This window comes from Pelobacter seleniigenes DSM 18267 (assembly GCF_000711225.1).
Classification (GTDB): Bacteria; Desulfobacterota; Desulfuromonadia; order Desulfuromonadales; family Geopsychrobacteraceae; genus Seleniibacterium; species Seleniibacterium seleniigenes.
Genome location: NZ_JOMG01000002.1, coordinates 2,145,603 through 2,158,918 on the forward strand (window position 1 = coordinate 2,145,603; position 13,316 = coordinate 2,158,918).

The following is a 13,316-nucleotide window of genomic DNA, read 5'->3' on the forward strand; positions in this document are numbered from 1 at the left end:
CTAAAGGAGGAAAAGCTCATGCCGGATTTTCATGTGTGGTTGGCGTTTGTTGTTGCTTCGACGGTGATCCTGGTCATTCCGGGGCCGACGATCATTCTGGTGGTCAGTCAGGTCGTCGCCCATGGCCGTCCCTCGGTGATTCCGCTGGTGACCGGGGTTCTGCTCGGTGATTTTGTCGCCATGACGCTGTCCCTGCTGGGACTCGGCGCCCTGATGGCGACTTCGGCGGCTTTATTCACCCTGTTTAAATGGGTCGGGGCCGGTTATCTGATCTTCCTCGGCCTCAAACTTTGGATGCTGAATCCTTCGTCCCAACCCCTGCACGGTCCCGGCGAGCAGGTTGCAAAACGCAGCCATCTCAGGGATTCTTTTGTGGTGACCGCCCTCAATCCGAAAAGTATCGCTTTCTTTGTCGCCTTTATGCCGCAGTTTGTCCATGTCGACCGGCCGGTGTCTCTGCAGTTTGTCTCACTGGGGGCCACATTCCTGATCCTTGCGGTGGTCAATGCCGCCCTGTATGCGATCTTTGCCGAACGGCTCAGCCTGGCCATGCAGCGGGGGCGCGTGCGGCGGTGGTTCAATCGCTGTGGCGGCAGTGCCTTGATCGGTGCCGGCATTGTCACCGCAGGCTTGCGGAGAGCGTAAATTTCGCGCTCTTTATGGATCCGCGGGTCTTGACCCTTCCAAACTATCCCGGCGAGTGTTGCGTCTTTGCCTGGCCTTGGTCGGGGTGTTGTTTCAATGGGTTGGGCTGTTTCCCGTTCCGGTACATGGGCCGGGCGCCGGTCCCCCTGCCGGGTTCAAGACATTTTCGATGGCCAGCAGGATGTCTTTTCTTTCCACCGGTTTGGTCAGAACCCGGCGGATGCCGATGGCGTTGATGTTGTCCGGGTGCACTGCGGCATCCATTTCCGGCGAAGAACCGGAGCAGAGAATGATCGGCATATCCGGCCTTATGGCGAGAAGCTTTTCCGCCAGCATGACACCGGTCAGGTGCGGCATGGTCTGATCGGTGATGACCAGGTCAAAGCGATCCGGCTGGGTTTTGAAGCGCTCCAGGGTTTTGCTGCTGTCTGTTTCGATGGTGACCTGATAGCCATGCCGTTCCAGGGCCATTTTCATCCCGCTGGCATAATCCTTTTCATCATCGACAAACAGAATTCTTTCCTGATGAGCAACCTCTGCCGGGATCGTATTTGTGCATGCCTGAGGCTCCTGGCGGCTGATTTCCGGCAGCAGAATGACAAAAGTGGTGCCGATTTCGACAATACTGTTGGCTGAAATAGAGCCACCATGGTTTTTGATGATGCCATGGGCGATGGACAGGCCCAACCCGGTTCCGCTGCCGAGGGTCTTGGTCGTGAAAAAGGGATCGAAAATCCGTTCCAGGACATCTCGGCTCATCCCGTGACCAGTATCCGCGATCACCAGTTTGAGGTAGCTCCCCGCAGCCAAACCGGGGTAGTTTCGCACCTCATCTTCGCCGAGAACTGCTTTGCCCAGACTGATGTCCAGCACTCCACCTTTCTGTTTCATTGCATCGGCGGCATTAGTGCACAGGTTCATGATGACCTGGTGAATCTGGGTGGGATCGGCGGAAATCCAGCCGGATTTGTCATCAATATTCTTGCGCAGTTCGATGGTGGAGGGGAGCGTCGCCCGCAGCATGGTCAGACTTTCCAAGATAACCTGACCGAGTTGAATCGGTTTCTTGGGCTGTTCACTCTGGCGGCTGAAAGTCAGAAACTGTTTAACCAGCTTTTTCCCGCGCAGCCCGGCCTTCAGCACCAGATCCAGGAACGGCTGCAGGGGGCTTTCCGGTTCCAGGTCTTCCAGGGCGATTTCGATGTTGGTGATGATAATCGCCAGGATATTATTGAAGTCATGGGCTATCCCGCCGGACAAGGTGGCCAGGGCCTCCATCTTCTGGGCCTGACGCAATTGCCGCTGCAGCACGACCTCCTGGCTGACATCCCTGACCGTTGCGACATAACGGATCACTTCGCCTTTTACATCAAAAACCGGCGCGATTCGTGCGTCGATATCATAGGTCGTGCCGTCCCTGCGCTTGTTGATGAAGTGTCCGGACAGGCTTTTGTTTTCGGCAAACACTTTGAGGATGGCCTGATGGAAATCGGGGTTGCGCCTGGGGCATTCAAAATCATTCAACCGCACGCCCAGGCTTTCCTGTTCCGGGACCCCGCACAGCTTGACAAAGCTTGGATTGACATACTGGATGACCCCGTTGACGTCAAAGGTAATAATACCGTCCGACGTCTGGTCCACAACCGTCGCCAGCATCAGCCGTTCCTCGGTTTCCTGCCGATGTTCCCGGCGCATGCGCAGGGTTCTGATGCCGAAGGAGAGATCTTCGGCCAGTTCCGCCAAAATCTCGACCCGCTGCCTGACGAAGGTATCCACCTGATCGTTGAAAATCACCAGTGCTCCGAATACTTCGGTGCCATTGTGCAAGGGCAGGGCAATACAGGACGCATAGCCATATTTTTTGACCCTGTTGAGCCAGGGCGCAAAACGGGCTTCGGCCGCTAAATTGTTAAAGATAACGGCTTCCCCGGTCCTGATGCAGGTTCCGGCCGGACCCAGTCCGATATCGGTCTCCGGTGCCCAGCTGGCCTGGAGATTATCCAGATAGTCGGTGTCGGCGCCCCAATGGGCCGCCGAGCGGAGACTTTTCTCCGGATTGTTCTGTTTGAAAGCCACCCAGGCCATGCTGTGGCCGCCGACTTCAACACAGATCCGGCAGATCTCCTGCATCAGTTTTTCTTCGTCTTCAATGCGGGTAATAGCGCGCGAGCATTCACTGATGCTGCGTAGGGAACGGTTGACTCGGTGCAGGGTCTTCTGGGTCTCTTCGATGGCGGTTTCCCAATAGGTCAACATCCAGAAAAGCAGAATTGTCGAGATGACAATGAAAAACCAATGGCCGAGATTGATTGAATTAGACACCAAGTTCGGCTTATTCAGCAGAACGGCGAATAACTGGTCGGACAGCAAAGCCCAGCCGCAACTGAGGATGAAGAAAAACAGGGTGATGGTGCCGGCGGTAAAATGTTTCTTGTGCGCGGAACTCCTCATAAAAAATGATCTCCTTGCCATGGGAGGGCAAACATTGCATGCCAAGCGGGCTGTATTTAAGTTAAGCGGTCGAACAACGGTGCTCTGTCCTGGAGCGCTGCTGCTAGTTTAACACTCGAATAGGGAGATTTGGAGAGAAAGAAAGAACTTTCTTTAATGACTGAACCAGCCGGAAAGCAGAGCGAAGGACCAGGTCTGCGGCAAATGGCTAGTGCCGTACAAAAAAGAGGCCCAGTGTCGGAGGGGGGTGACACCGGGCCAATAAGAGCTGAGCTTTTGCAAACCCAACCCTCTCTGCAATTATCCTCTTTGTTGCGGTTGTGGTCAATCTTCAAAATCAATAGTTTAGCAACCTGCAGCTGATGGTGAGGAACCGCGCATGGTTTCAAAAGCCCTTCTTCAGCCCTCTTGGACGGAATTTTGGCCAGGTCCACGGCCGCCAGAGCGCTTTGCAAATCTTCGACAGCATGGTAACATCCGCATCCTTTGATTCTGGAAGAGAACCAAAAATATCTATATTTGACAGGTTATGGAAGATGATGAATCAGATCGAAAGCTTTGATATTCCGGCGTTACTGGTGGAAGAAACCGGCCTGCAGCCGTTTCAGGTCAAGCAGACCATCGCGCTGCTTGAAGAAGGTGCAACGGTTCCGTTTATTGCTCGTTATCGTAAAGAAGCCACCGGCGAGCTGGATGAAGTTCAGGTGCGTCTGCTGCAGGAGCGGCTGGCCTACTTTAAGGAGCTGGAGGAGCGCCGCCAGACGATTCTGAAATCAATCGATGAGCAAGGCAAACTGACCGCTGAGCTCAAGGGCAAAATTCTCGAGTGCCGGCAGAAGACCGAGCTAGAGGATCTTTACCTGCCCTTTAAGCCGAAACGGCGCACCAAAGCAACCATTGCCAAAGAGCAGGGGCTGGAGCCGCTGGCTCAGCAGATCCTGCAGGCGGTGACTGCGGAACCTGATCTTGCGACCCTGGCGCAGGCTTTTGTCGATGTAGAGCGGGGCGTTGCCGACCCGGCCGCGGCCCTGTTGGGTGCCGGCTTCATCCTTGCCGAAGAGTTTGCCGATACGGCGGAAGCGCGGGCTGTTGTTCGTGAGCTGACCTGGGAGGAAGGTATTTTCCGGTCTCAGCCGGCCCGTGGCAAAGAGGGGGCGGTCAGTAAATTTGAAATGTATTATGATTTCAGTGAGCCGCTGAAGCAAATCCCTTCCCACCGCATGCTGGCCATGCGGCGCGGCGAAAAAGAAGAGTTTCTGCGTCTCCAGGTTGAAGCACCGGAAACCGAAATCATGCAGCGGTTGGGGCGTTTGCTGATTCCGCAGGGCAACCCCTTCGGGACTTGGTTCAAAGAGGTCATTGCCGACGCCTATAACCGCCTGCTGTTCCCTTCCATCGAAGTTGAGTTGCGCCTCAAGGCCAAGCAGAATGCCGATGAGGATGCCATCAAAGTCTTCGCGGAAAATCTCCGCAACCTGCTGCTGGCCGCCCCGGCCGGAAGTCGCCGGGTGCTCGGAGTGGACCCGGGGCTGCGGACCGGCTCCAAACTGGCGGCGGTTGACGGCACCGGCCGCTTTCTCGATCATGTCACCATCTATCCCCATACCGGCGGCGGGCGGGTCGACGCTGCCCGGCAGGATCTGCTGCGGCTGATCGATCAGCACCAGATCGAAATGATCGCCATCGGCAATGGCACCGCCAGTCGGGAAATGGACCAATTTGTCCGCATGGTTCTGAAAGAGGCCGGTAAGTCGCTGCCCGTGGTCATGGTCAGTGAGGCCGGGGCCAGTGTCTATTCCGCCTCCGATATCGCGCGCGAGGAATTTCCGGATCTTGACCTGACCGTCCGTGGCGCCATTTCCATCGCCCGGCGCCTGCAGGATCCGTTGGCCGAGCTGGTCAAGGTCGATCCCAAAAGTATCGGTGTCGGCCAGTATCAACACGATGTCAATCAGTCGGCCTTGAAGAAATCCCTCGACGAAGTGGTCGAGTCCTGTGTCAACTATGTCGGGGTCGATCTCAATACCGCCAGCTGGGCACTGCTCAGTTTTGTCTCCGGCATCGGTGAATCCCTGGCCAAGGGGATTGTCAAACATCGCGACAGCAATGGTGGTTTTGTCCGCCGTAAACAATTACTGGAGGTTCCCCGCTTCGGGCAGAAAGCTTTTGAGCAGGCCGCCGGATTCTTGCGGATTCGCAATGGCGAGGTGGCTCTGGACAATACCGCGGTTCACCCTGAACGTTATAGCCTGGTGGAGCAGATGGCGGCGGATGCCGGTGTCGATCTGGCAAAATTGATTGCCGAGCCTGGTTTGCTGGAGCGCATCGATCTGCAGCGTTACGTTGCCGCTGACGTCGGTCTGCCAACCTTGCGCGATATTATCGCCGAACTGAAAAAGCCGGGCCGTGATCCGCGTGATAGCTTTGTCTCGACCAGTTTTCGCGAGGATGTGACCGAGGTCAAAGACCTCAAGGAAGGGATGACCCTGAACGGAGTGGTCACCAACGTCGCGGCCTTCGGTGCTTTTGTCGATATCGGCGTTCACCAGGACGGTCTGGTGCATGTCAGTCAGCTGGCTGATCGCTTTGTCAAGGATCCCAACGATGTGGTCAAGGTCGGTCAGCAGGTTCAGGTGCGGGTGCTTGAAGTCGATCTGCAGCGCAAGCGGATTTCCCTGACCATGCGTAGTGGGGAAGCCAAGCCGGCGGGGACGGAGATGAAAAAAGGCGGACCGGCAGCCGCCCCGAAAAAGCAAAAGACCAAACAGTCTCCTGCGGGCAAGACCGACCTGGCGGCCGCCCTTGAAAAATCAGGATTCAGGGTTCGTAAAAGTTGATGAAAGAAAGACTCGGCCGGGTGTCCGGACGTTCGTGAGACCCGGCTTTTTAAAAAGCTTCTTCCGGTTCAGGTTGACAGCTGTCTTCTTCCAACAAGGTATTGATGAGTTTGTCCGGATCAATGATCAACAGCAGTCGCTGGTGAGTCGATTTTTCATTCGGCTTAACCAGGCACTCAAGATAATTAGATTTTGAATCCCCGAACTGCTTGACCGGTTCCATGCGTTTTTTGCTGACCGCCGGAATTTGGCCCAGGTTGTCAACGACCAGCCCGATCCGCTCATTGTTCGCCTTGACGATGACGATCGGGGCTCGTTCCTGCGGCTCTTTTGCAGCCAGTCCTTGACTGAGCTGGCGCCGGAAATCGATGACTGTGACCAGCTTGTCTTGGTACATTGTCTTGCCAAGGATGAACCTGGCTGAGCCCGGGATGTGAATGATTCGTCCGGCATAGATGGCTTCGCAAACTTTTTCGGCCCGCACTCCCAACCATTGTTGTCCGGCAAAGAAGGTCGCCAATTCCACGATATCACCGTTATCCCGGATGTTGTCTGCCCCGCTGCCGGTGGCAGGTTTCCGGGGTTTCTTGAGGTGTGCGGATGTCACTGGGGCCAATGGCATGAAGATCAGGCCAATAATGTCGTTGGCATATCCGTCGGTTGTTTTGTATTCACGATAACCGCTGCTGGTCCGCGCTCCGACAGCGTAATAACTGCCTTCAAATTCAATAACGCTGGAAAATCCGCTGCCGGGAGGACAACGGAAAAAGCCTTGGTCGATGGCGAGAGACTGACCGATTTTAAACCGTTCTTCAGTGGAACTGATGATATCTCCATGCCGATCGGTAAAAATTCCGAAACAGCCTTCAGCTACGGCTCCGGATTGATCCCGCAGCAGTGAATCGTGCAGCATATCTTTGAACTGAGGGGTGCTGTCAAAGACGATACCTATTCCTCCCACGCTTCGACCCTGGCTCTGTGGCCCCTTGATTGCAGCGCTATAAATATAGGTATGTTGCTGCTGGTATAGTGCAGTTGCCGCAAAAGGTGAAACGCAATAGTCCTGGGATGTTTTTAGCTCCAGAGTCTGTTGTACCCAAGGCTCTTGCAGGACCGTGCCCAGCAACCCCTGTTCCTCCGCATTCGAGACTGCCAGGATTTTTCCGCTCCGATCAAAAACCAGCAGATTGGTATAGACGGTATACAACCCGTTGATATAACGGAGAATCGCTGCAATCTTTTGTTGTTCCTGTTCCGAGCGTTCAGTTTGGGCGAGAATTCTGCGAAAATCCGACGTCAAAGCCCACCAGCGGCAATCGTTTGCCCGTTCATATAAGTTTCGATCCATGATGTCGACAGCCAGTGCAGCCTGAAATTCAACATCATTCAGCAGCCCACTGATGACGGTTTTGTGGAGATTATCGATTGATTCCTCAAAAACTTTTTTGGTTCTGGCCCCGGCAGCGGAGATATTCCAAAGAAGGACTTTGCTTTGGGTGTCAGTTTCGCGGACATTCCCATTCCAGACGGTTCGTTCCAGTTCATCCTGAATGTGGTCAGCCTGACCCGGAATAGAGCGCAGTGTGTCTGAAAACAGGCGTGAGCCATGCATAACCGATTCAAGCATGTCTTCTTCGGCAGAGGTTTTGAGGCCGATGGCGGTATTTTGCGTAAATGCATGCTCAATGGGAAGCATGACATGGCCGTACCAACCCAGTCCGAAAAAACCTTGGTAGCCTTTGGTCGCGCAGGTCTTTGAAAGATATTCCCGGCCGGCAAAGCGAGTGATGGAAAAATCCTGCTGCGGATTGAAATTTACCGTGACGCCGAGGGGAACCTGATTCGGATCACTACTGGCCAGGACCCGGCCGCTGCTGTCAAGAAGGGTCAGGATTGACCAATCATCCGTTTTGGACAGACTTTTGAAAATTCCCTGCATTTCATCTTCAAAGCGAAAGCAGAGACATAAAATCCCAAGGGGGGCGGACCCGACGACATTGGTTTCGGTAACCCGGTAGGCATAGATCAAGGCTTGCTCTTCCGCGGGCAGCAGGTCGCTGTGGCGATAAGTTTCGACATACTCTGCCGAGGTATTCAATACCTCCTGGAGCAAAGGATCATGTGACTGGGTAATATTATTATCCGGGTCGAGTTGGGCAAGAACCTGTCCGCCGGTATCAAGCAGTATGATATTGAAATAGACAGAGTATTTGGCGACATATTCCTGAAATCTGGCCGTCAAGGATGCTGATGCTCCCTGCTGATCGGCAGTGGCCAAGAGGTTTTGCCCGGCGGGAAATCGCGCTGTATCGGTTGGCGTGGATATTTGCTTCGGCGAGGATTTAAGAAAGCGGCGGATATCCTCATCGGTTGCCAAAAAACCGATATCGGCAGTGCGCTCAAACAGGTTACGGATGACAATGTCGACAGTGACTTGCGCTTTTCCGGTCAATTCCCGGACGGTTTTGTTGAGGATTTCCAAACCTAATTGACCAAGCAATTCCGAAGTGAGGTGCTGAAACCCCTGGTGGGTTTCACTCATATCCATACCGGTTCCACTCATCTGCCCGAGAATGGTCAACAACTCCCACTGGCTGCCGAGATTTCGCAACTCTTCCCGATAACTCTCAACATCGTCCATATGGTTAATCAACCCCTGAAGGGCGGCGGGAACTTGCACATCTTTGTAGGTAATATGGCGGGTCATATGAGTTGGTCCTTTTCTCAATCAATGAATCTACTGGTTAGCGCAGCGGTCCCGTTAGCCTATTCCTTGCAGGCCAAGCAGATCGACTCATCATTGAGGTATTTATATGAGGACTCTCTCATATTTATAAATACTAATATCAGCAAAAAGGGGAGAGTTCAACGAAAATATAAAACACTTAAAAATAAGTAGAAATTTTTTTAGCAGGATGTTGTGAGGGAATGTGCCTTAACAACTCCGGCCGGTTTTTAAAGCGAAAAAAGGCGGGGATGGTTCTGCTGCAGTCACCAGGACCAATGGATAAAACATCAGGAGATGCAACCAGGGTATCTCACCCTGGTTGCAAAATGAAGATTAAATTCTGTTTCCCGGTTCAAAATCGGTTCGGGCATTGGCTCTTCTGTGCCTGTCAACCTCGTTACTGATCAGGCCCTTTTTCGTTTCCGCCCATAGGCATCAGCAGCCTTCAGTGCCGCAACCACCATGGCTGCGGTGACCGGGATCGGTTCGTTGTGGATCGTCTCTCCCTCGGCGCAGGCGGCTTCGGCGACCTGTTGCAGCGCTGCATCGGTTACCTCGGCCAGGCCAATGTCGGCCAGGGTGGTCGGCAGACCGACCCGTTCGCAGAAGCTGAAGACCCGCTCAATGGTTGCCGCCGGTTTGTCCGTTAAAATCAGTGAGGTCAGGGTGCCGATGGCGACTTTCTCGCCGTGAAAATACTGATGGGTTCCCGGCAGCACGGTCAGACCGTTGTGAATGGCGTGGGCTGCCGCCAGTCCACCGCTTTCAAAGCCCAACCCGCTGAGCAGGGTATTGGCTTCGACGATTCTTTCCAGCGCCGGAGTGACGGCCTGGGCAGCGCAGGCAATAACCGCCTGCTCGCCATATTCCATAAGGGTCTTGAAGCAGAGCTCGGCAAGGCTGAATGCGGTCATTGACCCTTTATCCCCGCTCATGTTGCCGGCATATTTTTTGTGACAGGACTCCGCTTCAAACCAGGTGGCCAAGGCATCGCCCATCCCCGAAATGACAAAGCGTGCCGGCGAACGGGCCACGATTCCACTGTCGACAAGAACCAGGTCCGGGTTTTTGGGCAACAGTAGATAGCGTTTGAATGCGCCTTCCCGGGTATAGATGACGGCCAGAGCGCTGCAGGGTGCATCTGTTGAGGCGATGGTTGGAACGATCGCCACCGGTTTTTTCAATTGATGGGCCAGCGCCTTTGCCGTATCTAGGGATTTACCGCCACCAATGCCAACCACGACTTCGCATTGCGCGTCGGCGGCGATAGTGGCAAGCCGGGCAATTTCCTCATCCGAGCATTCCCCGGTAAATTTTTCCAGGGCAACCTTCAGCTGTTTGTCCATCTCCGGCAAAAATTCAGAGAGCAGGCAGTCATGGACAAACGGATCACAAACAACGAAACAGCTTTTCCCGAACCGCGAAACTTCCTGACCGAGCCGAGCCAGGGCTCCTGAGCCTTGAACATACCTTCCTGGGAATAATGTCGTGCTGATCATAGTGTTCCTCCTTGATGATGATTGTACCGTGAGCTATCAAGCTGTTGAAAAACAGTTTGTCGAGCCCATGGATGAGAGATCAAAATCAATGACGACTTCTACGTCCTTGATTTTGCGCGGTGGAGGAAATCAGACTTTTCTCCACCGGGCTTGAAAAAGGCCAGGGGTGGACTTTTTCAACAACCTGCTATTATCAAGTTTAGCACTTGCAGAGGCTGGTCGGCGGGACTGGCTGAGGAGGATTCGGAGAGGCCTTTTCCCCTGAGTAAGTGGTTGTCATACGGGTTTGACTGGCAGCGCTTGGCGGGGGAGGAAACAGGTCTTTTGTGGCATGAGGGGGGGCTGACGCTACAAAAGCAATCAGTCAGAACAGCGGCATGACGTTTTCTTTCCCGGCCATGGGCTCAATCAGCTGCCTGCTAAATAGTTGCCCTTCGGAGTTTCCGGATGGCAACTAGCTAATATTCGCGCTGTCGTTTCCGATCGCCTTCAATTGCGAGAGGTCGCTGTCAGGAAAACAGAGCTTCTGTCACGCGCATCGCCAGTCGCCGTGGAAAATTGTTGAATCTGCTATAATTGCCAAGAAACGACAGGAGCGTGGTAGGGATTTTTTTGCCGCACAGCTGATTTTTAACACTAAGGATGTGCAGATGAAACGAGCAGGCCTTATTTTTTTGATTGTCCTGATGCAGTGTAGCTTTGCATTCTCCACCTTTGCAGTGGAGATAACGTCTGTCTACCCGGACATTGCTTTTGCCGGCTCTCCGGTCACCATCATCGGTGGCCCCTTTGGTGATGCGGTTGTGGTCGATCTGGCAGGGCACCGGATTCCTGCCCGCCGGGTTAGCTCACGCCAGCTGGTGTTTCTTGTTCCAGAGCTTGCGGTTGGCGAATACCCACTATTTCTCCGGGACGGCAATGGCGTTTCCAAGCAAACCTTCAGCCTGCGGGTTGAACTGCCTCCCCCCGTGATCAGTTCGTTGTCACCGCAGAGTCTGGACGAATGTGCTTTACCCGAAAACCGTCAGGTTGTCGTTCACGGCCAAAACATTCAGGATCATGCACAATTACTTTTTGCCGGCGCAGTGGTTCCCTTTGAGCGCGAGGATGAGGTTTCTCTGAGTTTCGTCCCTCCGGCGAGCAGTGCGGGTAGTTACGGGGTGCAGATCGTCAACCCGGACGGGAAAAGGTCGCTGCCCCATAACCTGAAGATCAGTAACCAGCCGGAAATCGAGAGCGTCAGCGCGGGGAATGATTTTGTGAATTATTATCAGGTGGTGATCAGCGGAAAAAATTTTTCGCCCCGCTCGATCCTGTTGATCAAAGAATACCCCGGCGGTTTTGCCGACCTGCCCCCCCGGCAACGCTTTATTCCCAATCAGGGGCATGCCGAATCCCGCGGGGATGGGGGGAGCCGGAGTTTTTCCGGCAATGTTGTCTTCCAGGACTGCAACACTTTGATCTATAATCGCTATCCGGCTGTAAATCAGGATATGCGGATTGTTTTTCAGGTGAGTAACCCTGACGGCAGTCAGTCCGCCCCCTATGAGGCCTCTCTGCCTTGATGCACCGTCCTCAGGTCTGCTCAGGCGCTGACGACGCAGTTCCGCCCTGAATTTTTAGCGCGATACAGGGCATCGTCGGCGCGCTGAATGACATCACTCGCGGTCTGATCGCTTGTCATGAGCTGACTGAGGCCGGTACTGATAGTCACCTTAATCCCATCTTTGGACAGATTGAAGATATACTTGGCAATCGTTTCCCGCAGCCGTTCGGCGATCATTTGTGCTCCTGCAGTGTCGGTATGGGGCAACAGCACCGCGAATTCTTCGCCACCAAAACGGCAGAGCAGATCGACCTGGCGGAGGTGTTCTTCGGCGATTCTGGAAATCCGGAACAGGACCTGATCGCCGGCCAGGTGACCGAAACTGTCATTGATGCTTTTGAAATGATCGATGTCAAACATCAGCATTGCCGTCGGATGGCCGTACCGTTTGAATTCGGCATACAGGTCATTCAGTTCGTTCAGGAATTTACGCCGGTTGGCGATTTCCGTCAGCGGGTCGATTTCACTCAGCCGGCGCAGTTTTTCCTCCAGTTTGTGGCGTTGAGTGATATTGCGGGCGACCCAGACCACGGCCCGTTCATCATCGCAGGTTTTCCTGAGCGGCTGGATCCGTCCTTCAAACCAGATTTCACCGCCCGGCCCGGTCGCCGGATCAAGCTGTTTAACATCCAGGGCGGCCAGCCCATATTCCACAATGCACAGCTCCTGTTTGGACAGGGCATGGTTGATTTGTTTTATAAACCAGTCCGCTTTTTCCCGGGGCAGCACATCGTACAGGGACAAGCCGACCAATCTGGAGCCGTCATGATAATGATGTGGATCCCTGCCTCCGGCAACACCCACGTAGCGGCCGCTTTCGCTCAGGATAAAGACCGGATCCGGGAGCGCGGTGATCATTTCGTTCAGTAAGTCGGGTCTGATCTGCATGCCAATCTGTTCACGGAGGTGGTAACTGGGTTTTTGTGGAATTATGCAGGGTTACTTGGCATTGATTAGAGAATTGTAGCTCAGTAAGTTCGCATGCTCAACAAAAACCATGCAAAAAGTGTTGAAATATTCATTGGATGTAAGCTGCGCTCAGCAACGAAAGGGCGGCAGCTGTAAAAACCGCAGGCGAAGTGCCCGTGGTTCTTACAGCTGGATGAAAACAATGCCTTGTTAAGCGGAATAAAATTTTTGCAAACTCTCAATGCCGCTGGCGAACACATTGTGAACCGTTTGGGCGGTTTCTGCGGCGCTCGCCAGGTCTGTTGCATCGAAATACGCGTACCACTCCATGAATGTCTCTTGCGTGGTTGTAATCGGGTAAAGTTTGAGCGTTGCCAGGTAATTGGTCAATGGCATCGGAGATTCAAGGATGGTGTAGCTGCAGCTGCATTCCTGATCAGACAGGCCCAGCAGTTTTTCCCGCAATTCGCCACCGCCGACCAGAAAAAAATGTCTCACCACCCCAACCCCGGCGGCCCCTTCAAGCTGACTGGTAGCGATGGCCGGATGCCATTTCGGCAGGGCGTTGAAATCGCGGATATGTTCCCAAACCTGCTGACGCGGGGCACTGATGATGCCGCTTTCATAGACATAAGGCATAG

General features: G+C 53.9%; 8 protein-coding genes. 3 read left to right on the top strand and 5 right to left on the bottom strand.

What is annotated here, in order from left to right; all coding sequences use genetic code 11:
* Positions 1 to 18: 18 nt before the first annotated feature.
* The gene (locus tag N909_RS0112670) at positions 19 to 645 is read left to right on the top strand and encodes a LysE family translocator (protein WP_029915635.1); all 627 of its coding nucleotides are present in this window, start codon (positions 19 to 21) and stop codon (positions 643 to 645) included.
* A 93-nt stretch (positions 646 to 738) separates the two neighbouring features.
* Here N909_RS0112670 and N909_RS0112675 read toward each other — a convergent pair whose 3' ends face one another.
* Positions 739 to 3,096 (bottom strand): ATP-binding protein, encoded by a 2,358-nt coding sequence (locus N909_RS0112675; RefSeq protein ID WP_051689736.1) that lies wholly within the window; start codon positions 3,094 to 3,096, stop codon positions 739 to 741.
* A gap of 539 nt (positions 3,097 to 3,635) precedes the next feature.
* On the opposite strand from N909_RS0112675, the gene N909_RS0112680 reads away from it, so the two are divergent.
* Complete coding sequence (locus N909_RS0112680) at positions 3,636 to 5,933, top strand: Tex family protein (RefSeq protein ID WP_029915645.1); 2,298 nt, start codon at positions 3,636 to 3,638, stop codon at positions 5,931 to 5,933.
* 49 nt (positions 5,934 to 5,982) lie between these two features.
* On the opposite strand, the gene N909_RS0112685 is transcribed toward N909_RS0112680, so the two are convergent.
* The gene (locus tag N909_RS0112685) at positions 5,983 to 8,640 is read right to left on the bottom strand and encodes a chemotaxis protein CheW (RefSeq protein ID WP_029915647.1); all 2,658 of its coding nucleotides are present in this window, start codon (positions 8,638 to 8,640) and stop codon (positions 5,983 to 5,985) included.
* Between the two features lie 425 nt (positions 8,641 to 9,065).
* The gene (locus N909_RS0112695; RefSeq protein WP_029915651.1) at positions 9,066 to 10,160 is read right to left on the bottom strand and encodes a glycerol dehydrogenase; all 1,095 of its coding nucleotides are present in this window, start codon (positions 10,158 to 10,160) and stop codon (positions 9,066 to 9,068) included.
* Between the two features lie 650 nt (positions 10,161 to 10,810).
* On the opposite strand from N909_RS0112695, the gene N909_RS0112705 reads away from it, so the two are divergent.
* Positions 10,811 to 11,725: an IPT/TIG domain-containing protein gene (locus tag N909_RS0112705; RefSeq protein ID WP_029915655.1), complete on the top strand. Its 915-nt coding sequence runs from the start codon at positions 10,811 to 10,813 to the stop codon at positions 11,723 to 11,725.
* Positions 11,726 to 11,745: 20 nt separating this feature from the next.
* On the opposite strand, the gene N909_RS0112710 is transcribed toward N909_RS0112705, so the two are convergent.
* A complete protein-coding gene (locus tag N909_RS0112710) occupies positions 11,746 to 12,654 on the bottom strand; it encodes a sensor domain-containing diguanylate cyclase (RefSeq protein WP_029915657.1) in 909 nt (302 codons plus the stop codon).
* Positions 12,655 to 12,885: 231 nt separating this feature from the next.
* On the bottom strand, positions 12,886 to 13,314 hold the full coding sequence (locus N909_RS0112715) for an SRPBCC family protein (RefSeq protein ID WP_029915659.1): 429 nt from the start codon (positions 13,312 to 13,314) through the stop codon (positions 12,886 to 12,888).
* Between the last annotated feature and the right edge of the window lie 2 nt (positions 13,315 to 13,316).